Source organism: Streptomyces sp. NBC_01622 (assembly GCF_045209635.1).
Taxonomy (GTDB): Bacteria; Actinomycetota; Actinomycetes; order Streptomycetales; family Streptomycetaceae; genus Streptomyces.
Genome location: NZ_CP109293.1, coordinates 8,744,844 through 8,769,691, shown reverse-complemented (window position 1 = coordinate 8,769,691; position 24,848 = coordinate 8,744,844). Strand labels below are relative to the sequence as shown.

The following is a 24,848-nucleotide window of genomic DNA, read 5'->3' as shown; positions in this document are numbered from 1 at the left end:
TTCATCGTGGTGATCGGTGGAGCCCCCGGATTTCGGGTGATCCACTACTCAAGTGTCTCTTAGCGCCCGGTGAGGCGCCTGGCATCGTCCAGGTGGGCGGCCAGCTGCTTCTGGATCCGCTCGGTCGCCTCGTCCAGTGCCTTGCGCGTACGGCGGCCGGAGCCGTCGCCCGCGTCGAACGGGTCGCCGAAGACGACGTCGACGCGGGAGCGCAGCGGAGGCAGCGCCTTTATCAGTCGTCCGCTCTTCTCGGCGGTGCCCAGTACGGCCACCGGCACGATCGGGGCGCCGCTGCGGACCGCGAAGTAGGCGAGCCCCGCGCGCAGCGAGGCGAAGTCGCCCTCGCCCCGGGTGCCCTCGGGGAAGATCCCGAGGACGCCGCCGGCCGCCAGGACGTCCAGCGCCCCGGTGATCGCCGTGCGGTCGGCGACCGAACGATCCACCTTCAGCTGGCCGATGCGCAGCAGGAAGGGGTCCAGCGGGCCGACGAACGCCTCCTTCTTGATCAGGAAGTGTGTCGGCCGGGGTGCCACGCCCATGACCATGGGGCCGTCGACGCCGTGGGAGTGGTTGACGGCGAGGATCACCGGGCCGGTGGCGGGCACCTTCCAGGAGCCCAGCACGCGCGGCTTCCACAGCCCGTACATCAGGCCGACGCCGATGCGCCGCCCGACCTCGGCGCCCCGCTCCGATGCGGCGGTTGGAGCTGTTGGAGCTGTCACTTGGCGGCCCGCTTCTCCCCGACCAGGGTGACCACGCACTCGATGACCTGCTGGAGCGTGAGGCCGGAGGTGTCCACCTCGATCGCGTCGTCCGCCTTCGCGAGCGGCGAGGTCTTGCGCGAGGAGTCGGCCGCGTCCCGCTTCAGCAGCGCCTCGCGGGTGGCCTGTACGTCGGCGCCCTTCAGCTCACCGCTGCGGCGGGCGGCACGTGCCTCCGGGGAGGCGGTGAGGAAGATCTTCAGGTCGGCGTCGGGCAGCACGGTCGTACCGATGTCCCGCCCCTCCACCACGATCCCGTGCTCCGCGTCGGCGGCCAGCGACCGCTGCAGCTCGGTGATCCGGGCCCGCACCTCGGGCACCGCGCTGACCGCGCTGACCTTGGAGGTGACCTCCTGGGTGCGGATCGGGCCGGCCACGTCCACGCCGTCGACGCTGATCGTCGGGTGCGCCGGGTCGGTGCCCGAGACGATCTCCGCCTTGCCCGCCGCGTCGGCGATCGCGGTGGGGTCGTTGAGGTCGATCCCGTTGTTCACCATCCACCAGGTGATCGCCCGGTACTGGGCGCCGGTGTCCAGATAGCTCAGCCCGAGCTGCGCGGCCACGGCCTTCGACGTGCTCGACTTGCCCGTGCCGGAGGGGCCGTCGATGGCGACAATCACTGCCGGGGCGGTCCGGGCGGCGCCGTTTTCCACGGGAGGACACCTTCCTGGTGAAGGGTGGTGGGCGGGATGGGCACGCGAGTGCGCCCCGCACAAGGTTACTGGGTGCGCGTCACTCGTCCGGCCGGACGGTCACTGCTTTGACGCAGGCCCCCACCATCCACCGGGCACCCCCTACTGCCGGATCGCCCAGCCCCGCTCACGCAGCGCAGCGCTGAGCACGGGTGCCGCCTTCGGCTCCACCATCAGCTGCACGTAACCCGCCTGCTGCCCGGTCGCGTGCTCGATGCGGACGTCCTCGATGTTGACCCCCGCCATCCCCGCGTCCGCGAAGATCCGGGCCAGCTGACCCGGCTGGTCGTCGATCAGCACGGCCACGACCTCGTACACCCGCGGAGCGGACCCGTGCTTGCCGGGGACGCGGACCTGCCCCGCGTTGCCGCGCCGCAGCACGTCCTCGATGCCGTCGACGCCCTCGCGGCGCTTGTCCTCGTCGGCGGACTGCAGGGAGCGCAGTGCCCGCACCGTCTCCTCCAGGTCCCCGGCGACATCGGTGAGCAGGTCGGCGACCGGCCCCGGGTTCGCGGAGAGGATGTCGATCCACATGCGGGGGTCGGAGGCGGCGATCCGGGTCACGTCCCGGATGCCCTGCCCGCACAGCCGTACGGCGGCCTCCTCGGCGTTCTCCAGCCTTGCGGCGACCATGCTGGACACCAGGTGGGGCATGTGGGAGACCAGCGCCACGGCACGGTCGTGGGCGTCGGCGTCCATGACGACCGGCACGGCACGGCAGTGCGAGACCAGTTCCAGGGCGAGGTTCAGCACCTCGGTGTCGGTGTCGCGGGTGGGCGTCAGCACCCAGGGGCGGCCCTCGAAGAGGTCGGCGGTCGCGGCCAGCGGGCCGGACTTCTCGCGGCCGGACATGGGGTGCGAGCCGATGTACGACGACAGGTCGAGGCCGAGCGCCTCCAGTTCGCGGCGCGGGCCGCCCTTGACGCTGGCCACGTCGAGGTAGCCGCGGGCCACGCCCCGGCGCATCGCGTCGGCGAGCACCCCGGCCACCAGCGCGGGCGGGGCGGCGACGATCGCGAGGTCGACGGGTCCCTCCGGCGCCTCGTCGGTGCCGGCGCCGAGCGCGGCGGCCGTACGGGCCTGCTCAGGGTCGTGGTCGGCGAGGTGGACGACGACGCCCCGGGAGGCGAGGGCGAGCGCGGCGGAGGTGCCGATGAGGCCGGTGCCGATGACGAGCGCGGTTCTCACTGGGCGATGTCCTTGCGGAGGGCGGCGGCGGCACCGAGGTAGACGTGCGCGATGCCGGCGCGGGGCTTGTCGGACTCGATGTGCGCGAGTACGCGGACCACGCGGGGCATGGCACCCGCGATGTCGAGTTCCTGCGCGCAGATCAGCGGTACGTCGGCGAAGGCGCTGCCGAGCTTGCGGGCGGCGGCGGCCGGGAAGTCGCTGTGCAGGTCGGGCGTGGCCGTGAACCAGACGCTGATCAGGTCGTCGGCGGTGAGGCCGTTGCGCTCCAGGACGGCGGTGAGCAGCTCGCCGACCCGCTCGTCCATGTGGCCGGCCTCGTCCCTGTCCAGTTGGACGGCGCCCCGGACCGCTCGTACCGCCACTGCTCTGCTCCTCGCTGATGTACAACCCGGCTCTCCGCACATCCAGCCTAGTCAGCCCGTCCGGTACGGGTGCCCGGCGCCCGCCCCCTGAGACGGGCCGGAGCGGGCCTCGCGAACCCTGCCAATGTCACCTGAATCATTCTGTTCCGCTACTTGGGGTGAGATCATCCCGGTATGCCTCTTTACCCACGGCCCCGAGTCCGCTCTCATGGGCAGGTAGCTCGCCTCGGGGGAGGACAGTAATGAAGCGTCCTGGACCACTGCTCACACTTCTGGCGGGCCTGGTGCTGGGCCTGTTCATGCTCACACTCAACGCGACGTCGGGAACGAAGACCGCGTCGTCCTCGTACAGCGAGGCATCGCCGTCGGCGTCGCCGTCCACGAAGAAATCGGCGCCCGCGTCACCGACGCCGACTCCGACCGTCACGCCCAGCCCGACACCGTCCAAGTCGGCCGTGCCGAACGCCAGTTACGCCGGCCGCACCGACGACGACGCCGCCTCGGTCGCCGTGACGATCCGCGACGGCAAGGCGGTCGCGTACTTCTGCGACGGCCGCTACAAGGAGGCCTGGCTGCGCGGCCCGGTCGCGGACGACGGCACGATGAAACTCACCGCACCGAACGGCGCCGTACTCGACGGAAAGCTCCAGCAGGGCACGAAGATCCGCGGCACCGTCAAGGACGAGGGCCGGAAGTACGCGTTCACCGCCGACAAGGCCGTCAAGCCGTCCGGACTGTGGCGTGCCACGGCCAAGGTGCGCGGCGCCAAGATCGACGGCGGCTGGATCGTCCTGCCCAACGGCCGCCAGACCGGCATCGTCACCCGCGACGGCAAGGCCGCCGCCGCACCCCGTATCGACCCGGAGACCGGCGCGGTCACGGTCGACGGACAGCAGCTCACGGCAGAACCCGTCACCCCCTGACCCACCATCCGCCTCAGGGAGCCGATCATGACCGCCGACCCGAACGCCGCCACCCAGGCCTTCCCACCGCCGCACCGTCGCGACAGCCCCGCGCGCTATCTGGTCCCGGCCCTGGTGGCCGCGGCCGTGGCCGTCGGACTCGGCGTCTACGGCAAGGTCCACGACCCGGCCGGCACCGCCTTCAACCTCGCCGGCTTCAGCAGCACGGGCGCGGTGAAGTCCTGGCTCGCGACGACCGCGTTCTTCTTCGCCCTCGTCCAGGTCGTCTCGGCCTTCATGGTCTACGGCAAACTGCCCGGCCCCAGCTGGTCGGCGACCCTGCACCGCTGGTCGGGGCGGATCGCGTTCCTCGTGGCGGTGCCGGTCGCGGTGCACTGCCTCTACGCGTTCGGCTACCAGACGTACTCGACACGCGTGATGTGGCATTCCGCCCTGGGGTGCCTGTTCTTCGGTGCCTTCAGTGCCAAGATGCTGCTGCTCCGCTCGGAGCGCCTCCCCGGCTGGCTGCTGCCGCTCGTCGGCGGGCTGGTCTTCACCGGCCTCACCCTGCTCTGGCTGACATCCGCCCTCTGGTTCTTCCGCACCTTCGGAGTGAGTACATGACCGACAGCTCAACGCGCCGCACGGTTCTCGTGACGGGTGCGGCCGCCACGCTCGCCGCCGGATGCAGCAAGTACGGCGACAGCAACAACTCCTCGGGCTCGTCGTCCGTAAAAGCCTCCGGCGGCCAGGAGTTGGCGAAAACCTCCGACATCCCGGTCGGCGGCGGCAAGATCCTCAAGGCCCAGAAGGTCGTGGTGACCCAGCCGAAGAAGGACGAGTTCAAGGCCTTCTCGGCGATCTGCACCCACCAGGGCTGCACGGTGAGCGCCATCGCGAACGGCACCATCGACTGCCCCTGCCACGGCAGCAAGTTCGACATCGCGGACGGTTCGGTCGCGGGCGGCCCGGCACCGAAGCCGCTGCCGGCGGAGCAGATCACGCTGGAGGGAAATTCGATCCGCCTGGCCTGACCTGCCGCGTACGCTCCCGGAATGCACCCCGAGTCCCTGGTCCGCGACCACACGATCTACGCCTGCGTGATGGGGTCGCGCGCCTTCGGCCTGGCGACGGAGGGCAGCGACACCGACCGCCGGGGCGTGTTCCTCGCCCCCACTCCCCTGTTCTGGCGCTTCGAGAAGCCGCCGACGCATGTGGAGGGCCCGGCGGAGGAGCAGTTCAGCTGGGAGCTGGAGCGCTTCTGCGAACTGGCCCTGCGCGCGAACCCCAACGTCCTGGAGTGCCTCCACTCCCCGCACGTCGAGCACGTCGACGACACGGGCCGTGAACTCCTCGCCCTGCGCGGCGCGTTCCTCTCCCGTCGGGTCCACGAGACCTTCACGCGCTATGCGTTGGGCCAGCGCAGGAAGCTGGAGGCGGACATCCGCCTGCACGGCGCGCCCCGCTGGAAACACGCGATGCATCTGCTGCGCCTGCTGATGAGCGCCCGCGACCTGCTCCGCACGGGCAACCTCACGATCGATGTGGGCGACCAGCGCGACCCCCTGCTGGCCGTCAAACGCGGCGAACTCCCGTGGCCGGAGGTCGAGTCGTGGATGACCCGGCTGGCGACGGAGACGGACGAGGCGGCGGCCCGCACCCCCCTCCCACCGGAACCGGACCGGCGCCGGGTGGAGGACTTCCTGATCCGGGTCCGCCGCGCCTCAGCCCTCCAGCCGGACCCGGACGACGAACTCGTGCAGGGCGTCGTACGTACTCGGGGCGTCCGGGAGCGCTGACGCCCCCTGGGCCGCGTCCAGTTCGCCGTGCAGACGCTCGATGTCGGCCCGCACCCGCGCGTGGTCGACCTCGGCGGCCCCGTGCTCACGCTCGGCCTTCACCGCGATCAGCTCCGTCACATACGACGGAGCCTCGACCTCCCCGACGAGCGTGGGCAGATGGGCCTGCACCTCGCCGCTGCGCATCAGATGGATGCCGGTGAGCAGTACCCGGAACGTGTAGAGCAGCGGCTTGAGTTCGCCGGTCTTCTCGAAGCGCCGCCACTGGGTGGTGGCGCGTTGACATCAGCCGCTCCGCGGCGGGCCCGGTAGTGATGGGCGTGATGACTGGTGAGGACACCCGGCGCGAGCGCCGCCAGCTCCCGGTGGGCGTCGGTGGTGTGCACGACGAGCGGCGACAACAGCTGCTCCAGCACATAGCCGTTGCGCCGCAGCATCAGCCGTACGAACTTGCGCAGGTCGTGGGTGACGAGGTCCATCCCGACGCCGTCCCGCAGCCACATCTTCGACCGGGTCTCGTCCGGCTCGCGCAGACCGACGAGTTCGGCGGTCGGCAGCAGGTGCACACCCCTGAGGTCCACGTCCGAGTCGCGGGACGGGAAGCCGTAGAGGTGCGCGCCGGAGACCGTGGCGAAGAGCAGCGGGCCGGGCTGCTCCGCCACCACGGGTTTGAGGTCGATGTCCAGAACGTCGATCACCGGTCAAGCGTCCCAGAGCGCCCCGAGTGCCAGCAGGTCGCCCCGGTACTCGATCCGCTCCGCCCACTCCCCGGGCCAGGCGTCCGCGCCGAGGTGCGCGCCCGCGAAGGCCCCTGTGAGACAGGCGATCGAGTCGGAGTCGCCAGAGGTGCAGGCGGCCCGGCGCAGGGCTGTCACGGGCTCCTCGACGAAGAGGAGGAAGCACAACAGGCCGGTCGCCAGGGCCTCTTCGGCGATCCAGCCCGCGCCGGTGGCCAGACACGGGTCGGTCTCCGGGGAGTTGGCGCGTACGGCGTCCTGGAGGCGGTCCAGGATCTCCAGGCAGTCGTCCCAGCCGCGCGCGATGAAGCGCTCGGGCGTGGGGTCCTGGCTCCGGGTCCACAGGTCGCCGAGCCAGCGGTGGTGGTAGCGGGTGCGGTTCTCCAGGGCGTACGACCGCAGCAGCCCGACCAGTCCGGTCGGCTCGGCGCCCTGCGCGAGCAGCCGTACGGCGTGCGCGGTGAGGTCGGAGGCGGCGAGTGCGGTCGGGTGGCCGTGGGTGAGCGCGGACTGCAACTGGGCGGCGCCGGACCGCTGTTCGTCGCTCAGCCCCGGGACGAGCCCGACCGGCGCGACGCGCATGTTGGCCCCGCAGCCCTTCGAACCGATCTGGCTGGCGTCCTGCCAGAGCCGGTCCTCGGCCTTCAGCAGGTTGCAGGCGACGAGGCAAGTCCGGCCGGGGGCACGGTTGTTGTCCGGCGACAGGTACCAGTCCACGAACTCCTCGCGCACCGGCCGTTCCATCCGCTTGGGCCCAAGCAGCCCCCGGTCCATGGCGGTTCGCAGCCCGCGCCCCAACGCCAGGGTCATCTGCGTGTCGTCGGTGACGATCGCCGGCCTCGGCAGTTCCATCTGCCGCCAGGGACCGCACTTGGCGAGGATCTCGGGTACGGCGTTGAACTCGGTCGGGAAGCCGAGCGCGTCCCCGAGAGCGAGGCCCGTCAGGGCTCCGGTGGCGGCACGCTTGCGGACACTGGTCGTGGTCATGCGGGGTTTCCTTCCCGGGTCGGGCGGAGCAGCGGCGGGTACAGGGTGGTGGCGGTCCCGGCGCGGTACAGCGCGGCCGGCTTGCCGCGACCGCCGGTCAACTTGGCGCCGCCCGGCACCGGTTCGACGAAACCGGGCGTGGCGAGCACCTTGCGGCGGAAGTTGGGGCGGTCCAACTCGGCGCCCCACACGGTCTCGTAGACCTGCTGCAGCTCCCCGAGCGTGAACTCGGGCGGGCAGAAGGCGGTGGCGAGGGAGCTGTACTCCAGCTTGGCGCCCACCCGTTCGTGCGCGTCGGCCAGGATCCGGTCGTGGTCGAAGGCGAGCGGCCCGAGCGAGTCGTACGGCAGCCAGCGGGCCTGCGCCGCGTCGCTGCCCGCACGCGGCTCGGGCGGGTCGGGCAGCAGTGCGGCGAAGGCGACGGTGACGACCCGCATCCGGGGGTCGCGGTCGGGCTCGCTGTAGGTGCGCAGCTGCTCCAGATGCAGCCCGGAGACGTCCGACAGGCCGGTCTCCTCGGCGAGTTCACGCCGGGCGGCCGTCTCGGCGGACTCGTCGGGCGCCACAAAGCCACCGGGCAGCGCCCAGTGTCCGGCGTAGGGCTCCTGTCCGCGCTCGACGAGCAGGACGTGCAGGGCGCCCGCGCGGATCGTGAGGACGGCGAGGTCGGCGGTGACGGCGAAGGGTTCGAAGGCGTACTTGTCGTAGGCCGGTGTTGCGGTCATGGTGATCCACCCCGTTAATAGTCAGTTCGACTATAAAGAGCGATCGTCGCCCCGCACAACCCCCCGCACCCCACGAAAACGAGACGAGGAAAACGGAACGGCCGGCCCCGGAGAACCCGGAACCGGCCGCACTCGACCCACGCTCTACAGATCGACTTCCTGCATCAGCATGCCGACCTCGGTGTTCGACAGCCGTCGCAGCCAGCCCGACTTCTGGTCGCCCAGGGTGATCGGGCCGAAGGAGACCCGCACCAGCTTGTCGACCGGGAAGCCGGCCTCGGCGAGCATGCGGCGGACGATGTGCTTGCGGCCCTCGTGGAGGGTCACCTCGACCAGGTAGTTCTTGCCGGTCTGCTCGACGACCCGGAAGTGGTCCGCACGCGCGTACCCGTCCTCCAGCTGGATGCCGTCCTTCAGCTGCTTGCCCAGATCGCGCGGGATCGGGCCCACGATGTGCGCGAGGTAGGTCTTCTTCACGCCGTACTTGGGGTGGGTCAGCCGGTGCGCCAGCTCGCCGTGGTTGGTGAGCAGGATCACACCCTCGGTCTCGGTGTCGAGCCGCCCGACGTGGAAGAGGCGCGTCTCCCGGTTGGTGACGTAGTCGCCGAGGCACTGCCGGCCCTCGGGGTCCTCCATCGTCGCGACGACACCGGCGGGCTTGTTCAGCGAGAAGAACTGGTACGACTGCGTCGCCACCGTCAGCCCGTCGACCTTGATCTCGTCGTGCTCGGGATCGACCCGCAGCCCCTGCTCGACCACGATCTCGCCGTTGACCTCGACGCGGGACTGCTCGATCAGCTCCTCGCAGGAGCGCCGGGAGCCGTAGCCCGCGCGCGCGAGGACCTTCTGCAGCCGCTCGCCCTCCTGCTCGGCGCCCGGGAAGGTCTTGGGCAGCTTCACGTCCTTCTTGCCCGCGTACCGCTCCCGGTTGCGCTCCTCGGCCCGCGCGTCGTACTCACGCGAGGTCGCCGGCGCCCAGCGCCCGCGCCCGGTGCTCTGGCCCTGCTTGGGGCCGCCCTTGGCACCGCCGCGCGCGGCGGCACCGCGCCCTGACTTGGGGCCTTCGTGGGACCCCGTGGGGCCTACGTCGTAGCGCCGCTCCTCAGGACGCGGCTTGCCGGCGCGCTTCGGCTTGTCGTCGCGGCCTCCCGCGCCGCCCGCGCCCCTCGGCTGGGAGCCGCCCCCACGGGAGCTGCCCGCACCGGAACCCCGGGAGCTGCCACCCGCGCCGGAACCCCGGGGATTGCCGCCCCCACCGGTCCCGCGGGGGTTGCCGCGCCCGCTGTTCCTGCCACTACCGCTGCCACTGCCACTGCTTCGCATCAAAGTTCCGTCGTCGTCGTGTCGTCTGCATCTGCATCCGGTGCATCCGGATCGAACGACGGGACCCCTTCCAGCGTCTCCGCCTCGATCGCCTCGGCCTCAGGGAGGAAGGGCGCGAGCTCCGGGAGCTCGTCCAGGCCTCGCAGGCCCATCCGCTCCAGAAAGTAGTTCGTCGTCGTGTACAGGATCGCACCTGTTTCGGGTTCCGTGCCCGCCTCCTCGACCAGACCCCGCTGCAACAGGGTGCGCATCACACCGTCGCAGTTGACTCCGCGGACCATCGAGACCCTGCTGCGGCTGACCGGCTGGCGGTACGCGACGACCGCCAGGGTCTCCAGCGCCGCCTGGGTGAGCCGGGCCTGCTGGCCGTCCAGGACGAAGCCCTCTACGGCCGGCGCGTACTCCGGCCGGGAGTAGAAACGCCAGCCCCCGGCGATCAGCCGCAGCTCGAAACCGCGCCCCTGGACGGTGTACTCGTCGGCCAGCTCGCGCAACGCGTCCGCGATCCGCCGTTTGGGCCGCTGGAGTATTTTCGCGAGGTGCTCCACGGTCGCGGGCTCGTCCACGACCATCAGGACGGCCTCCAGGGCGGGCTTGAGGTCGAGATCCGCGACGGCGGACGGGCTCGCCGGTACTCCCGTGGTCTCCTCGCTCACGCCGACTCCTCCTTGGTCTCCTTGGGGGTCTCCTTGGGCACCTCGGGCGGCCGGTCGAACTCGTCCGTGACCACGGGCTCGGCCTCCCCCTCCCCGCCCGTCCAGCGCACGATCAGATCACCGAGCGCGGTCTCCTGGTCGAGGGCGACGGCCTTCTCCCGGTACAGCTCCAGCAGCGCCAGGAACCTCGCCACGACGGTCAGGGTGTCGTCGGTGTCGTCGACGAGCACGCTGAAGCTGGCCTCGCCGAGCTCCCGCAGCCGAGCCACCACGATCCCGGCCTGCTCCTGCACGCTGACCAGCGGCGCATGGATGTGGTCGACGTAAACCTGCGGCTTGGGCTTGGGCTGCATCGCCTTCACGGCGAGCCTGGCGAAGCCCTCCGGGCCGATCCTGATGACCACCTCGGGCAGCAGCTCGGCGTGGTGCGGTTCGAGCCCGACGGTACGGGGGTAGCGCCGGGCCTCCTCGTCGAGGCGCCGGTTGAAGATCTCGGCGATCTGCTTGTACGCCCGGTACTGCAGCAGCCGCGCGAACAGCAGGTCCCGGGCCTCCAGCAGCGCCAGGTCGGCCTCGTCCTCGACCTCGGCGGCGGGCAGCAGCCGGGCCGCCTTCAGGTCCAGCAGGGTCGCCGCGACGACAAGGAACTCTGTCGTCTGATCGAGATCCCAATCAGGCCCCATCGCCCTGATGTGCGCCATGAACTCGTCGGTGACCTTGGACAGCGCCACCTCGGTGACATCGAGCTTGTGCTTCGAGATCAGCTGGAGCAGCAGATCGAAGGGCCCCTCGAAGTTGGCGAGCCGCACCTTGAAGACCCCGTCGTCGGGTTCTTCAGCGACTTCGTCCGCGACTTCGTCGACAATCACTTCTGCTACGACGACCTCGGGCTCCGGCTCCGGAGCCGCACCCGGCCCTTTCCCGAGCGCACGCCGACGTCCGGCGGGTGCGCCGGCGGCGGGAGCGTCGTTCGAGGTCATGGCCCCCGCAGGCTACCGCTACCGCCCGCGAAGCCGGCGGACGAGAATGCTCGCGTCCCCCCGGGACTCCAGATCGGCCAGGACGACGGCGACCGCCTCGCGGACGATCCGGCCGCGGTCGATCGCGAGGCCGTGCTCGCCCCGGAGCACCAGACGGGCGTGCTCCAGGTCCATCAGTTCCTCGGCGGAGACGTACACGGTGATTTTCTCGTCGTGCCGCTCCCGCCCGCTGGGACGCCGCTGGGCGGGCTGTCGGCCGCGTTTGCGGGGCTGTCCGGCGGCAGAACCTTCCTGCGCCTCCTGACGTCGTACGGAGCCGTCCACGGCCCGGCTGCGGGACTCGCCCGCGTCGGCGTCGGCCGCGACATGCTCCGCGCCCTCGCCGTCACCGCCCTGCGCGGGTACGGACTGCGGGGCGTCCTCCCCGGCGGCGGTACCGTCGCTCTCCCCCGCCGGAGCCGGCACCCGTGCCTCGCCGTTGGACTGGCGCCTGGGGCTGGACGCCTGGAGCGCCATCCCCCCTGTCGTACGGAACAGTTCGTCGGCCCCCGGCAGACTCACTCGGCGTGACACCGGGCGAGCACCTCCCTGGCGAGCTGGCGATAGGCGGCGGCACCGACGGAGTTGGAGGCGTACGTGGTGATCGGCTCACCGGCGACCGTGGTCTCCGGGAAGCGCACCGTGCGCCCGATGACCGTGTGGTAGACGTGATCGTCGAACGCCTCGACCACTCGGGCGAGCACCTCACGGCTGTGCACGGTGCGGGAGTCGTACATCGTGGCGAGGATGCCGTCGAGTTCCAACTCCGGGTTGAGCCGCTCCTGGACCTTCTCGATGGTCTCCGTCAGCAGCGCGACACCACGCAGCGCGAAGAACTCGCACTCCAGCGGCACTATCACCTTGTGAGCCGCCGTCAGGGCGTTCACGGTGAGCAGGCCGAGTGAGGGCTGGCAGTCGATCACGATGTAGTCGTAGTCGGCCATCAGCGGCTTCAACGCCCGCTGCAGGGTGGACTCGCGCGCGACCTCGCTAACCAACTGCACTTCGGCGGCCGACAAGTCGATGTTGCTGGGCAGCAAGTCCATGTTCGGGACAGCTGTCTTGAGAAGCACCTCGTCGGCCGACATGCCCCGCTCCATGAGCAGGTTGTAGACGGTGAGGTCCAACTCCATGGGATTGACGCCCAGTCCGACCGACAGCGCGCCCTGCGGGTCGAAGTCGACGAGCAGCACGCGCCGGCCGTACTCCGCGAGCGCGGCACCCAGGTTGATGGTCGACGTGGTCTTGCCGACGCCGCCCTTCTGGTTGCACATCGCGACGATCGTCGCGGGGCCGTGACTGGTCAGCGGACCCGGGATCGGGAAGTAGGGCAGTGGGCGTCCGGTCGGGCCCACGCGCTCACGGCGCTGGCGGGCGGCGTCGGGCGCGAGTGTGGCCGCGTACTCGGGATCGGGCTCGTACTCGGCGTCGGGGTCGTAGAAGTGCCCGTCGGGCAGTTCGTCGAAGTCGGCGAACTGGTTGCGGGGCGCGCCCCTTCCGTCGCCGGCCGTGGCGTTCACGTGATGGCCATCCATGCTCTGGTGTGCTGGCTGGGTCACCCCTGACTTGTGGTGACCCTGGTGGGCTGCGAAGGTACGCACCGCGACGGAGCCGACAGCCTCGAACCCCGCGGGCTCCTGGCCCTTTGCAGGCATTCCTGGTTGACCACCCCCGGGAGAAAATGTCGACTCATTCACAAGTCGTCTTACCTCCTTGGTGACCAGGGAATTTCTCGATAGGTCAGCGTGGCACCATGCCGACGTTCGGCGACTCTATGGCGTGTCGGGTGTTCGCAGCAACACAATCCGCCGGACCCGGCCCGATGTGTCGGCAATGAAACATCCCTCTGTCAAGGGCGTACGGCAGTCGCACGACAGGTTTCACCGGTGCACGAATCGGTTCAAGGGTTACGTTCAGCGCGAGTTGACCGAGTGCCGCAAAGTGACCATACACACACTTCCGGCCGGACCTGTCGAGCAAGGTCCGGCCGGGCGTGCGGTGTTGACGACCTGTGTTGAGGTATCGCCTTTTGCTGAACGGTGACTTAGTCGACAGAGTCAGCCGAGCAGCGATTCCAGCTCGACATGCTCCAGTCCGTGCGCCTCCGCGACCTCGCGGTAAATCACCTTGCCGTCATGGGTGTTGAGGCCCTTGGCGAGAGCAGGATCACGTCGCAGCGCCTCGACCCAGCCGCGGTTGGCGAGCTCCACGATGTACGGGAGCGTGGCGTTGGTGAGCGCGTAGGTGGACGTGTTCGGCACCGCGCCGGGCATGTTGGCGACGCAGTAGAAGACCGAGTTGTGGACCGGGAAGGTCGGCTCGGCGTGGGTGGTCGGACGCGAGTCCTCGAAGCAGCCGCCCTGGTCGATCGCGATGTCGACAAGCACACTTCCGGGCTTCATGCGCGACACGAGTTCGTTGGTGACCAGTTTCGGGGCCTTGGCGCCCGGGATGAGCACCGCGCCGATGACGAGGTCGGCGTCCAGGACGGCCTTCTCCAGCTCGAAGGAGTTGGACATGATCGCCCGGACCTTGGTACCGAAGACCTTGTCGGCCTCGCGGAGCTTGTTGATGTCGCGGTCGAGCAGCGTGACGTGGAAGCCCATGCCGACGGCGATCTGCGTGGCGTTCCAGCCGGAGACACCGCCGCCGATGACGACGGCCCGCGCGGGCTGTGTGCCGGGGACGCCGCCGGGGAGCACGCCACGGCCGCCGACCGAGCGCATCAGGTGGTAGGCGCCGACCTGCGGGGCGAGGCGGCCCGCGACCTCGGACATCGGGGCGAGCAGCGGGAGAGCGCGGCCGGGCAGCTCGACGGTCTCGTAGGCGATCGCGGTGGTGCCGGACTCAATGAGCGCGTCGGTGCACTCCTTGGAGGCGGCCAGGTGCAGGTAGGTGAAGAGCGTCTGGTCCTTGCGGAGGCGGTGGTACTCCTCGGCGATGGGCTCCTTGACCTTGAGCAGCAGGTCGGCGGTGGCCCAGACCTCGTCGGCGGTGGCGAGGATCTTCGCACCCGCCGCCACGTACTCGTCGTCCGGGATCGAGGAGCCGACGCCGGCGTTCTGCTCGATGAGGACCTGGTGGCCGTGGCGCACCAGCTCGTGCACGCCGGCGGGTGTGATGGCCACCCGGAACTCGTTGTTCTTGACCTCGCGGGGGATGCCGACCTTCACGTCGATCACGGTCCTTGGCTCAGAGGGTGTGGGGCAATGCATCTCATACCCGGACATGCGTGAGCGCACCGGGAGACCGCAGGAGAAGGTGCGGCAGAGCCAGTTTAATGAAGGCGTTCTCGGTGTCTAGCCTTTCAATGCATCAATCTTCAGCGGATGTACTACGGATTTCGCAGGCGTTAGCGTCATGTTCCAGGGATTCGGGGGCGGGATCACCCTCCGGGAGCTCCTCGCCGAGCATCCGTTCGGCCGTGCCGCGGTGCAGCGCGGCGGACGCCGGGTCCCCCAGCCGGTCGAGGGTGTCGGCCAGCCGCAGCTGCAGCGCCGCCTGCAGCCGTACGTCCTCGGCGCGGCGCGCCCACTCGACGGCCTCGTGGCAGGTGAGCAGCGACTCCTCGGGGCGGCCCGCGTACTCCTGGACCCGCGCCAGCTCGCTCAACGTCCGTGCCTGGGCGGGCACATCGCCGTTCTTGCGGTACCCGGCGACGGCCGCCCGCCAGTTCCTCAGCGCCTCGCCGTAGCGGCCCGCGTAGGTGTGCGCGGCGGCGATCCGGCCGTACAGCCGGGCGGCCTCCGCGCGCTCGTCCCGGGCGAGCCGCTGGGCCAGCGCGCGGCCGAACCAGTCGGCGGCCCGGTCGTAGTCGCCGAGCTCCTGGTGCGCGCCGCCTACGGATTCCATCGCGCGGCCGGTCGCATACGGGTCATTTGCTTCCCGTCCGGCGTCCAGCGCGGCCCGGTAGCGGGCCAGCGCCTCGGTCGTACGGCCGGTCTGCGCGTCCAGATCGGCGAGGTTCAGCAGCGCGGCGGCCTTCTCTCGGGGCAGGTCGCGCCGCTCGGCCACGTCGAGGACGAGGCGGTGGATGCCGTAGAGCTCGGGGGCGGCGGCCTGCGTGCCGAAGTGGGCGACCATCGCCCGCACCAGCTGGGACATCAACCGGCGGGCCAGCGTGTCCAGTTCGCCGTCGGCGACCGCGAGCCGGGCGGAGGCCAGCAGGGCGGGCCGGCGGACGCGCAGCCAGTCGGCGGCGGCCCTGGGGGTCGGGAAGCGCAGCGCGCTGGGCATGCCGAGGAGTTTTTCGCGGGCCTGGGGGCTGTCGGTCTCGGTGATGGCACGGCAGGACTGGAGCAGCCGTACGGTCCGCTCCAGCATGCGGGCGCGGGCGAGCTGGAGTTCGGCCGGGCGGTCCTGGGTCTCGGCGAGGGCGCGCAGCAGGGGCTGGAGGCAGCCGGGGACCTCGTACTGCGGCAGCGGGGAGTCCAGGGCGCGCAGCAGGCCCGCGGTGACGAAGTCGTCCAGGGCGGCGCGGGCGCCGTTGACGGAGCAGCCGGCGAGCGCGGAGGCGGTCTGCGGGTCGACCAGGCCGGCCGGGGCGAGGGAGAGCAGTCGCAGTATCCGGGCGGCGGGGTTGGGCAGCGAGCCGTAGACGAGCCGGAAGACGCGGCTCAGCGGGGTGCCCTCGTCGCTCTCGGCGTGCAGGTGCTTGGCGAGGTCCGCCACGGCGGCCTGCGGGCGGGCGGCGAGCCAGCCGCCTGCCAGGGTCAGCGCGGCGGGCTGGGCCCGGCAGACCTCGACCAGGCCCTCGGCCGCGAGCGGGTCGACGGTGATGCGGACCGCGCCGGTGTAGCGGGTGAGCAGTTCCAGGGCGGACTTGATGTCGAGGCCGCCCAGGGTGCAGGGGCGGACGTCGGCGATGCCGGTGAGCGGGCCGCCGGAGACGGCGACGACCAGGCAGTCCGGGGTGTCCGGAAGGAGCGCGTCGACCTGTTCGGCGTCGGCCGCGTCGTCGAGCAGGAGCAGCGCCCGCCGGTCGGCGAGGGCGGCGCGCAGGATGTCCGAGAGGTCGTCCTCGGAGGCGCCGGCCGGGGTGGGCAGTTCCAGGGCGGTGAGCAGTTCGCGGGCGGTGCGCTCGGTGGGGACAGGGGTGCCGTCGGGCTCGCTGAGCCGGGCCCGGAGCACACCGTGGTCGTAACGGTCAGCGACCTGCCGGACGAGTTCACGGGCGAGGGCGGTACGTCCTGAGCCGGGCTTGCCCGCGATGAGCAGGACGCGCGCGCGGGGCGCCTTCCGGCCGGCGATGGTGTCCAGGCCCGCGCGCTCGATGTCGGCCCGCAGCTCCTTCAACTCTCTTGCGCGGCCCAGGAATTGGCCCTCGGCAGAAGTGTCCTCGGACAGCTTCACGCCATCTGTGTCCACCGCCTGATCCGTCACGGGCCACACTCCCGTCCCACTGCACGCGCATAGCCCGCCGGGACTCCGGATCGGGCAATTCCAGAGCCTAGTTCACGCTCTGCGACGAACCGTGCGGAGCGCGGCGGGCGCATCCCCCGATCGGATCAGCCGATCGTCACACCAAAGGGCCGAAGGGAGAAGAGGGTTGGATTGGCTTCAGGACTCGAAAGGACGCGCGGGCCACGGCGCCTCGGCGGGGCGGAGGGCGTCGACGCCGTCGCCGTGCCGGGCGGCGACCAGGGAGAGGACGCCGACGACGAGGCAGTTGTTGTGCAGGTCGCCCGCGAGCACCCCGCGGACCAACTCGTCGAGGGGCACGCGCGCGTGCTCCATGTCGGCCTCCTCGTCCTCGACCTCGAAGCGCTGTCCATCGGCCTCGGAGAGATCGCGGGCGAGGAAGATGCGGATGGCCTCGTCGCAGCCGCCGGGCGTGGTGTAGACGTCGGTCAGCACCCGCCAGTCCCCGGCCTTGACGTGCGCCTCCTCGTACAGCTCGCGCTGTGCGGCGTGCAGCGGGTTCTCCCCGGAGACGTCGAGCAGTCCGGCCGGGATCTCCCACAGCTTCTGCCGCACGGGGTGGCGGTACTGCTTGATGAGCAGCACCCGGTCCTCCTCGTCGAGGGCGAGGACGCCCACGGAGCCGGGGTGGACCTGGTAGTCGCGGTGCACGACCGCGCCGCCGGGCATGACCACCTCGTCGGTGCGCACAGAGGTCTTGTTGCCGACGAAGGGGGTCGCGGTCGCCCGGATCTCCCACTCCTCCGGGGTGTCCTTGATGGTCATGCCCTGTCCTCCCGCGCACGTGCCTGCATTACAAAAGAAACCGGGGTGCACACCTCTTGAAGGCGCGCACCCCGGTCACCGTACAACCCTCGTACTACTTGCCCGTCTTGCGTGCCACGGCCGCCTTGACCAGGCCCGCGAAGAGCGGGTGCGGCCGGGTCGGGCGGGAGCGGAGCTCGGGGTGGGCCTGGGTGGCGACGAGGTAGGGGTGCGCCTCGCGCGGGTACTCGACGTACTCGACGAGCTTGCCGTCCGGGGAGGTGCCGGAGAACTGGAGCCCGGCCTTCTTCTCCAGCTCGGCGCGGTAGGCGTTGTTGACCTCGTAGCGGTGACGGTGCCGCTCCTCGACGTACTCCTTGCCGTCGTACACCTCGCGCACGATCGAGCCCTCGGCGAGCTTGGCCGGGTACATGCCCAGGCGCATGGTGCCGCCCATGTCGCCCTCGCCGGCGACGATGTCGAGCTGCTCGGCCATGGTGGAGATGACGGGGTGGCCGGTGGCCGCGTCGAACTCGGTGGAGTTGGCGTCCGCGATGCCGGCCAGGTTGCGCGCGGCCTCGATGACGATGCACTGCAGGCCCAGGCAGAGGCCGAGCAGCGGGATCTTGTGCTCGCGGGCGTACTGGATGGCGCCGACCTTGCCGGAGACACCGCGGTCGCCGAAGCCGCCGGGGATGCAGATCGCGTCGACGTCGGCGAGCTGCTTGGCGGCGCCGGCCGGGGTCTTGCAGTCGTCCGAGGTGACCCATTTGATCTTCACGCGGGCCTTGTTGGCGAAGCCGCCGGCGCGCAGGGCCTCGGTGACCGAGAGGTAGGCGTCGGGCAGGTCGATGTACTTGCCGACCAACGCGAGGTTGATCTCGTGCAGCGGGTTGTGGACGCGGTCGAGCAGGTCGTCCCAGGTCCGCCAGTCCACATCACGGAACGGCAGGTCCAGCTTGCGGACGACATAGGCGTCCAGGCCCTCGCTGTGCACGGTCTTGGGGATGTCGTAGATCGAGCGGGCGTCGGGGCAGGCGACCACGGCGGCCTCGTCGACGTCGCACATCAGCGAGATCTTGCGCTTGATCGCGGTCGGCACCTCACGGTCCGAGCGCAGCACGATCGCGTCCGGCTGGATACCGATGTTCCGCAGGGCCGCAACCGAGTGCTGGGTCGGTTTCGTCTTCAGCTCTCCCGAGGGGCCGATGTACGGCAGGAGCGAGATGTGCACAACGAACACGTTGTCCCGGCCGACCTCGTGGCGGACCTGGCGGACCGTCTCCAGGAACGGCAGCGACTCGATGTCGCCGACCGTGCCGCCGACCTCGGTGATGACGACGTCGACCTCGTCGGTCGCCATCCGCCGGATGCGGTGCTTGATCTCGTTGGTGATGTGCGGGATGACCTGCACGGTGTCGCCCAGGTACTCGCCGCGACGCTCCTTGGCGATGACCGTCGAGTAGACCTGGCCGGTGGTGACGTTGGCGCTGCCGTCCAGGTCGCGGTCGAGGAAACGCTCGTAGTGGCCGATGTCCAGGTCGGTCTCGGCGCCGTCGTTGGTGACGAACACCTCACCGTGCTGGAAGGGGTTCATCGTGCCGGGGTCGACGTTCAGATACGGGTCGAGCTTCTGCATCACGACGCGCAGGCCCCGCGCCTTGAGGAGCATGCCGAGGCTGGAGGCGGTGAGGCCCTTGCCGAGTGAGGAGGCGACACCCCCGGTGACGAAGATGTGCTTGGTCGTCGTGGATTTGGGCGGCATGGCCAAGAGGGGGCTCCCGTGGTCGCGGTTCGAGTTGCGGTCGGGGGTTTTGTGCCCACCGGTCCACGGGCTACCAGGGTATCAGCGCCCGGACGAGATGGCTTCCGGCCACCCTCCGCACTCGCCTCGCCACACAGGTCACTCGCGTCGACACAGACGCGCCCTGGTTACCTGCTTCTCACCCGTTGCTCACCCGTTCGGCCCAGGTCCGTTGGCGAGAGCGGCACACAGATCATCTACGTGCGTCGTATCCTGCTCGGACACTCGCTGCCGAGCCGGTCCGGAACACGGCACCACCCCCGCCCGTACATCCCGGAACAACGAGAGCTCGTCAGCCCCTTGGGCAACGACCCCCATTTGCTTCATGGCTCAACGACGCACTACAAACGATCCCTTGACCGCACACAGCGACCGCCCCCTTTCCGTGGGGCGACGTGGCCGTTCGACTGGAGTTGCACGTGGCCGGGCGCATCGAAGATTACGCACTCATCGGAGACATGCAGACCGCTGCCCTGGTCTGCCGGGACGGCACGGTGGACTGGCTGTGCCTGCCCCGATTCGACTCCCATGCCATCTTCGCCGGTCTGCTGGGCACCGAGGAACACGGCTTCTGGCGGCTGGGCCCGGCCCACGCCTCCGACGCGCCGCCGCCCACCGCGGCCCGGCGCGGCTACCGCGGCGACTCGCTGATCCTGGAGTCGGAGTGGGACACCCCGCGAGGCACGGTCCGCGTGACCGATTTCATGCCCCCTCGCGACGGCGCCCCCCAGCTGATCCGCATCGTGGAAGGCATCTCGGGCCGCGTCCCGATGCGCTCGGCCCTCCGGATGCGTTTCTCCTACGGCCGGGTCGTCCCCTGGGTGCACAAGCACGAGGGCCGCACGGTCGCCGTCGCGGGCCCCGACTCCGTGTGGTTCGACACATCCGCGGAGACCTACGGCAAGCAGCTCACGACGTACGCCGACTTCACCGTCGCGCCCGGTGACCGCATCGCGTTCACGATCTCCTGGGAGCCCTCGCACAAGCAGCCGCCGCCGCTCCCGGAGCCGGAGCAGTCGCTGGAGGCCACGGAGGACTTCTGGCGCGACTGGGTCGACCAGTGCACGTACCACGGCCCGTACCGCGAGGCCGTCGTCCGCTCCCTGATCACCCTCAAGGCCCTCACGTACGCCCCGACCGGCGGCATCGTCGCCGCGCCCACCACCTCCCTCCCGGAGGAGATCGGCGGCGTCCGCAACTGGGACTACCGCTACACCTGGCTCCGCGACGCGGCCATCACCCTCTCCTCCCTCCTGCGCACCGGCTATCGCGAGGAGGCCCGCGCCTGGCGCGAGTGGCTGCTGCGCGCGGTCGCCGGCGACCCGGAGAACCTGCAGATCATGTACGGCATCGCCGGCGAGCGCGAGCTCGGCGAGGCGGAGCTCGACTGGCTGCCCGGCTACGAGAACTCCGGCCCGGTCCGGGTCGGCAACGGCGCCGCGCACCAGCTCCAGCTCGACGTCTACGGCGAGGTCACCGAGGCCCTGCACCTGGCTCACATGACCGGCCTGGCCCGCAACGACTACGCCTCCCTGCTCCAGCTCAAGCTGATCCGCTACCTGGAGAAGCACTGGGACGAGCCGGACGAGGGCATCTGGGAGGTGCGCGGCCCGCGTCGCCACTTCGTGCACTCGAAGGTGATGGCCTGGGTCGCGGTCGACCGCACGATCAAGCTGATCGAGTCGGGCGACGCGGACGGCCCGCTGGAGCAGTGGCGCGAACTGCGCGACGACATCCACCGGGACGTGTGCGAGCGCGGCTACGACAAGGAGCGCAACACCTTCACGCAGTCGTACGGCTCGAAGGAGTTGGACGCCTCGCTGCTGCTCATCCCGCAGATGGGCTTCCTGCCTCCCGACGACAAGCGCGTGATCGGCACGATCGAGGCGATCCAGCGCGAGCTGTCCACGCCGGACGGCTTCATCCTGCGCTACCCGACCTCGGGCACCGACGAGGGCGTCGACGGCCTCCCCGGCGACGAGGGCGCCTTCCTGGCCTGCTCGTTCTGGATGGCGGACGACCTCGCGATGATCGGCCGCGTGGACGAGGCCCGCAAGCTCTTCGAGAAGCTGCTATCGCTCCGCAACGACCTGGGCCTGCTGGCCGAGGAGTGGGACCCGCGCCTGCAACGCCAGGTCGGCAACTTCCCGCAGGCCTTCAGCCACGTGCCGCTGATCGACACGGCGCTGCGGCTGACAGCTTCGGGGGCCTACGGCGGCTGACCCCCACTTCACATCACTACCGGGAGAACCCGTGACCGTGAGCAAGAACATCAACAACCCCGTGGGCATGGGCGGCGGTCAGCGCAAGAAGCTGTCCCGCGCCGAACGGCAGAACCACGGTCCGCACCGCAACCTCGACCGCCAGGGTGCAGCCGACCAGAAGGCGGAGCTGGTGCGCAAGATGCGCGAGAAGGCAGCCGCGGCTGAGGCCGCCGGGCAGGCGGGCGACGACACCGCAAAGAGCTGACGTACCGCAGCAGCAGGGCCCGGACCGTGACACGCGGTCCGGGCCCTGCGTCGTACGGCGTCCGGGGCGTACGGCGGCTGGTCCTTACGGCTTGGTGCGGTGCGGCGGCCCGGCGCGACCGCCGCACCGCACCCGCCTAGGCTGGAAGCGGACAAAAGCCCCTTTTCTGAAAGGGAGGCGGCCATGGCTTCCCTCTCGACGGCGAGCGCGGCTCTCACCGCGTTGCGCGAGGATCTGGTCGGCGACGTGTTCGCCCCGGGGGATCAGGGTTTCGACGACGCCCGTGTCGTCTTCAACGCGATGATCGACCGGCGTCCGGCCGTGATCGCCCAGTGCGTGGACGAGGCCGATGTCGTACGGGCCGTGCGCTTCGGGCGCGAACTGGACCTGCCGATCGCGGTGCGCGGCGGCGGCCACAGCGTCGCCGGCATGGCACTGGGCGACGGGGCACTCGTCGTGGACCTGCGCCATATGCGCGAGGTGACGATCCATCCCGCGGCCCGGGCAATACGGATCGCGGGCGGGGCCACCATGACCGAACTGAACGGCGCGACCCAGGAACACGGTCTCGCCACCACCGGCGGCCGGGTCTCCACCACCGGTGTCGGCGGCTTCGTCCTGGGCGGCGGCACCGGCTGGCTGGACCGCGCCTTCGGTCTCGCCGTCGACAACCTGCTCGGCGTGGACCTGGTGACCGCCGACGCGCAAGTGGTCCACGCGAGCGCCGAGGAGAACCCCGAGCTGTTCTGGGCGCTGCACGGCGGCGGCGGGAACTTCGGCATCGCCACCGCGCTCACCCTGAGACTGCACGAGCTGCCCGAGTTCTCCATCGCCCTGGTGATGTACCAACCCGAGCACGGCCCCGACGTCATCCGCACCTACCGCGAGATCATCGAGACCGGCCCGCACGAGGCGAGCGGCAGAGTCATCTATCTGACCGCCCCGCCCGAGGAGTTCGTCCCCGAGCACCTGGTCGGCAGACGGCTGTGCGGCGCGCTGATCACCTACGTCGGTGCCGAGGAGGACATGCGCAAGCTCGCCCAGCCGCTGCTGGCCCTGCCGCACGAGATCGAGATCGTCACCGCGCTGCCCTACGCCGTGTTCCAGACGATGTTCGACGATCCGCCGGGTATGCGGAACTACTGGTCGGCCGAGTATCTGACGGGCGCGCCCGACGAGTTCACGGACGTCTTCTGCGCCCTCGGCGAGAGCATGCCGGTCCCCACGGGCACCCAGCATGCGCTGTTCCCACAGGGTGGCGCGATCGCGTCCGGGCCCGCCGAGTACCCGCTGCCGTTCCGGAACGCGCCCTGGGCCGTGCACCCCTTCGGCATGTGGGAGGACCCGGCCGACGACGAACGCTGCATCGCGTGGGTCAGGGACGTCCGCGCCCGGGTCCGGCCCTGGAGCACCGGCGCGGCCTACCTCAACTTCATCGGCGACGAGGGCACGGACCGGGTGACGGCGGGCCTGGGCGCCGAGAACACCCGGCGGCTCGCGGCGGTGAAGCGGGAGTACGACCCCGACAACGTTTTCCGCTTCAACCACAACATCACGCCGGCCTAGCCCGAGATGTGCAGAGGGCTTCCGCGCAGGTAGCGTCCGCTGCATGGACAGCCGTACGGACAGCGCATTCGACAGCCAGGGCGCCGGGATCACCGTTCAGCGGGCGCTGGAGCTGCCCGGGCTGCGCAGCGGGCTGCCGGAGATCCTGGCGGGCGCCGACCGGCTGCAGCGGACCGTGCGCTGGGTGCACGCGGGCGAGGTCCCGAACATCGCCTCCCTCCTCAAGGGCGGCGAACTGCTCCTGACCACGGGCTACGGCCTCGGTACGCGCCCGGCGGAACAGCGCGCGTTCGTCCGCACCCTCGCCGAGCGGGGCATCGCGGCCCTGGTCGTCGAACTCGGCCCGCGTTTCACCCGGCTGCCCGCCACCCTCGTCGAGACGGCTCGGGCGACCGGTCTCCCGCTGGTCCAGCTGCACCGCGAGGTGCCGTTCGTGGCGGTCACCGAGGAGATCCACACCGAGATCGTCAACGGCCACTACGCACTGCTCCAGCAGGCCGAGGAGGTCCACCGCCGCTGTACGGAGGCCCTGCTCGGCGGCGGCGGAATCCCCCAAGTCCTGGGCATCCTGGCCGACTTCAGCGACAACCCGGTCTTCCTGGAGACCCCGGACGGCCAACTCCTTTACGCCGCGGGGTCCGGGCCCGAGGGCGCCGACCCGCTCCAGGTGTGGGATGGGCTGCGCGGCCAGCACAAGGACGGCTCGCCGCCCGCCGGTTCGGTGCTGGTGGATGTACCCGGGGGCGGCCCCGGCACGGGTTCGGTCCGCGCGCGGATCGTCCTCCTCCCGGTCCGCGCTCCCCTCGCCCCCGTGCACCGCATCGCCGCCGAACGGGCCGCCGGCATCCTCGCCGTGGTCCTGATGCAGGCCCGCCAGGAGGAGGAGCTCGCGGCCCGCGGACGCGGCGACTTCCTCACCGACCTCGCCGAGGGCCGCATCGCCGCCGAGGACGCCCCGGCCCAGGCCCGCGTACTGGGCTTCAAGCCCGGCACCAGCCCCCTGCTCCCCGTGGTGATGCGGCTGGGCGACGCGCTGGCCGCACCCGGCGGCGGCTGGGCGGTACTGGCCCGCGCGGTCGCCGAGGAACTGGCCTCGGTGGGGGTCCCGGTCCTGCTCGGCGTACGACCGGTCGAGGGCCGGGTCCCGCTCCTGCTCGGCCTGCGCTCGGAGTCGGAGCGGTCGGCGGTCGCGGACCGGGTCGCGGCGGCACTACGGGCGGGCGTGGAGCGGGCCGGGATGCAACGCCCTGGCGCACAGCCGCCGATCGTGGTCGTCGGGGTGGCCGGCGGCTGGGCGGCGGCGTCGGCGGGGCTGCGGCACGCGGCCGAGACGGCGACGGCGGCGCAGGGCCTGTCCGACCGCCCGTGGTACGACGCCCGGCGCCTGGACATCGAGCTGCTGCTGTGGCGACTGCGCGACCATCCCGACCTGGCGGCCTTCGTGGACCGGGCGATCGGCCCGCTCCGCGACCACGACAACCGCTCCAAGCCGCCCCTTCTCCCCACCCTGGAAACGTACTTGGCGCACGCGGGCCGCAAGGCGGAGACCGCCCGCGAACTGCATCTCAACCGGCAGACCCTCTACAACAGGCTCGCCCGGATCGGCGAGTTGCTGGGCACGGACCTCGAAGACCCGCAGACGGTACTGGCGTTGAGCCTCGCGCTGCGGGCGCGCAGGCTCGTGCCCTAG

Annotated in this window: 23 protein-coding genes and 1 pseudogene; 8 read left to right on the top strand and 16 right to left on the bottom strand. The window is 70.8% G+C overall.

What is annotated here, in order from left to right:
• Positions 1 to 59: 59 nt before the first annotated feature.
• The 4 genes from OH768_RS40655 to aroH all read right to left on the bottom strand — a co-directional run bounded on the left by OH768_RS40655 (position 60) and on the right by aroH (position 3,006).
• Positions 60 to 761: a lysophospholipid acyltransferase family protein gene (locus OH768_RS40655; RefSeq protein WP_406461380.1), complete on the bottom strand. Its 702-nt coding sequence runs from the start codon at positions 759 to 761 to the stop codon at positions 60 to 62.
• Positions 719 to 1,414: a (d)CMP kinase gene (gene cmk / locus OH768_RS40650; RefSeq protein WP_406461378.1), complete on the bottom strand. Its 696-nt coding sequence runs from the start codon at positions 1,412 to 1,414 to the stop codon at positions 719 to 721. Before cmk ends, OH768_RS40655 begins: the two co-directional genes overlap by 43 nt.
• 141 nt (positions 1,415 to 1,555) lie before the next feature.
• Entirely contained in the window at positions 1,556 to 2,641 is a 1,086-nt protein-coding gene (locus tag OH768_RS40645; RefSeq protein WP_406461377.1) for a prephenate dehydrogenase, read from the bottom strand.
• On the bottom strand, positions 2,638 to 3,006 hold the full coding sequence (aroH, locus tag OH768_RS40640; protein ID WP_406461376.1) for a chorismate mutase: 369 nt from the start codon (positions 3,004 to 3,006) through the stop codon (positions 2,638 to 2,640). The genes OH768_RS40645 and aroH overlap by 4 nt, the downstream gene beginning before the upstream one ends.
• 242 nt (positions 3,007 to 3,248) lie before the next feature.
• On the opposite strand from aroH, the gene OH768_RS40635 reads away from it, so the two are divergent.
• The 4 genes from OH768_RS40635 to OH768_RS40620 are packed head-to-tail and all read left to right on the top strand — an operon-like array spanning position 3,249 to position 5,707.
• A complete protein-coding gene (locus OH768_RS40635) occupies positions 3,249 to 3,929 on the top strand; it encodes a hypothetical protein (RefSeq protein WP_406461375.1) in 681 nt (226 codons plus the stop codon).
• Between the two features lie 27 nt (positions 3,930 to 3,956).
• Positions 3,957 to 4,532, top strand: coding sequence for a DUF6529 family protein (locus tag OH768_RS40630; RefSeq protein WP_406461374.1), 576 nt, complete (start codon positions 3,957 to 3,959; stop codon positions 4,530 to 4,532).
• Positions 4,529 to 4,942, top strand: coding sequence for a Rieske (2Fe-2S) protein (locus tag OH768_RS40625; RefSeq protein WP_406461373.1), 414 nt, complete (start codon positions 4,529 to 4,531; stop codon positions 4,940 to 4,942). Before OH768_RS40630 ends, OH768_RS40625 begins: the two co-directional genes overlap by 4 nt.
• A gap of 21 nt (positions 4,943 to 4,963) precedes the next feature.
• Complete coding sequence (locus OH768_RS40620) at positions 4,964 to 5,707, top strand: DNA polymerase beta superfamily protein (RefSeq protein WP_406461372.1); 744 nt, start codon at positions 4,964 to 4,966, stop codon at positions 5,705 to 5,707.
• Here OH768_RS40620 and OH768_RS40615 read toward each other — a convergent pair.
• From OH768_RS40615 to OH768_RS40560, 12 genes and pseudogenes are all read right to left on the bottom strand, one after another.
• A pseudogene (locus OH768_RS40615) lies at positions 5,633 to 6,405 on the bottom strand (DNA polymerase beta superfamily protein). The gene OH768_RS40620 and the pseudogene OH768_RS40615 sit on opposite strands and share 75 nt — an antisense overlap.
• A 3-nt stretch (positions 6,406 to 6,408) precedes the next feature.
• Positions 6,409 to 7,431, bottom strand: coding sequence for an ADP-ribosylglycohydrolase family protein (locus tag OH768_RS40610; protein WP_406461371.1), 1,023 nt, complete (start codon positions 7,429 to 7,431; stop codon positions 6,409 to 6,411).
• Entirely contained in the window at positions 7,428 to 8,156 is a 729-nt protein-coding gene (locus tag OH768_RS40605) for an NUDIX hydrolase (protein ID WP_406461369.1), read from the bottom strand. Before OH768_RS40605 ends, OH768_RS40610 begins: the two co-directional genes overlap by 4 nt.
• 144 nt (positions 8,157 to 8,300) lie before the next feature.
• A complete protein-coding gene (locus tag OH768_RS40600; RefSeq protein WP_406461367.1) occupies positions 8,301 to 9,479 on the bottom strand; it encodes a pseudouridine synthase in 1,179 nt (392 codons plus the stop codon).
• Entirely contained in the window at positions 9,479 to 10,135 is a 657-nt protein-coding gene (gene scpB, locus OH768_RS40595) for an SMC-Scp complex subunit ScpB (RefSeq protein WP_406461365.1), read from the bottom strand. Before scpB ends, OH768_RS40600 begins: the two co-directional genes overlap by 1 nt.
• Entirely contained in the window at positions 10,132 to 11,115 is a 984-nt protein-coding gene (locus tag OH768_RS40590; protein ID WP_406461363.1) for a segregation and condensation protein A, read from the bottom strand. The genes scpB and OH768_RS40590 overlap by 4 nt, the downstream gene beginning before the upstream one ends.
• A gap of 18 nt (positions 11,116 to 11,133) precedes the next feature.
• Complete coding sequence (locus OH768_RS40585) at positions 11,134 to 11,688, bottom strand: hypothetical protein (RefSeq protein ID WP_406461361.1); 555 nt, start codon at positions 11,686 to 11,688, stop codon at positions 11,134 to 11,136.
• On the bottom strand, positions 11,673 to 12,809 hold the full coding sequence (locus OH768_RS40580; RefSeq protein WP_406461359.1) for a ParA family protein: 1,137 nt from the start codon (positions 12,807 to 12,809) through the stop codon (positions 11,673 to 11,675). The genes OH768_RS40585 and OH768_RS40580 overlap by 16 nt, the downstream gene beginning before the upstream one ends.
• Positions 12,810 to 13,211: 402 nt before the next feature.
• Positions 13,212 to 14,327, bottom strand: a complete 1,116-nt coding sequence (ald, locus tag OH768_RS40575) for an alanine dehydrogenase (protein WP_388106197.1) — start codon at positions 14,325 to 14,327, stop codon at positions 13,212 to 13,214.
• 142 nt (positions 14,328 to 14,469) lie between these two features.
• Complete coding sequence (locus OH768_RS40570) at positions 14,470 to 16,536, bottom strand: tetratricopeptide repeat protein (protein WP_406461357.1); 2,067 nt, start codon at positions 16,534 to 16,536, stop codon at positions 14,470 to 14,472.
• A 177-nt stretch (positions 16,537 to 16,713) separates the two neighbouring features.
• The gene (locus OH768_RS40565) at positions 16,714 to 17,340 is read right to left on the bottom strand and encodes an NUDIX domain-containing protein (protein ID WP_406461355.1); all 627 of its coding nucleotides are present in this window, start codon (positions 17,338 to 17,340) and stop codon (positions 16,714 to 16,716) included.
• A gap of 94 nt (positions 17,341 to 17,434) precedes the next feature.
• Positions 17,435 to 19,084, bottom strand: a complete 1,650-nt coding sequence (locus OH768_RS40560) for a CTP synthase (protein WP_406461353.1) — start codon at positions 19,082 to 19,084, stop codon at positions 17,435 to 17,437.
• A gap of 458 nt (positions 19,085 to 19,542) precedes the next feature.
• Here OH768_RS40560 and OH768_RS40555 point away from each other — a divergent pair, with 458 nt between their 5' ends.
• The 4 genes from OH768_RS40555 (at position 19,543) to OH768_RS40540 (ending at position 24,848) form a co-directional block, all read left to right on the top strand.
• A complete protein-coding gene (locus tag OH768_RS40555; RefSeq protein ID WP_406465655.1) occupies positions 19,543 to 21,345 on the top strand; it encodes a glycoside hydrolase family 15 protein in 1,803 nt (600 codons plus the stop codon).
• Between the two features lie 31 nt (positions 21,346 to 21,376).
• Complete coding sequence (locus OH768_RS40550; protein ID WP_406461351.1) at positions 21,377 to 21,592, top strand: DUF6243 family protein; 216 nt, start codon at positions 21,377 to 21,379, stop codon at positions 21,590 to 21,592.
• 183 nt (positions 21,593 to 21,775) lie between these two features.
• Entirely contained in the window at positions 21,776 to 23,158 is a 1,383-nt protein-coding gene (locus OH768_RS40545) for an FAD-binding protein (RefSeq protein WP_406461349.1), read from the top strand.
• Positions 23,159 to 23,201: 43 nt separating this feature from the next.
• A complete protein-coding gene (locus tag OH768_RS40540; RefSeq protein ID WP_406461347.1) occupies positions 23,202 to 24,848 on the top strand; it encodes a PucR family transcriptional regulator in 1,647 nt (548 codons plus the stop codon).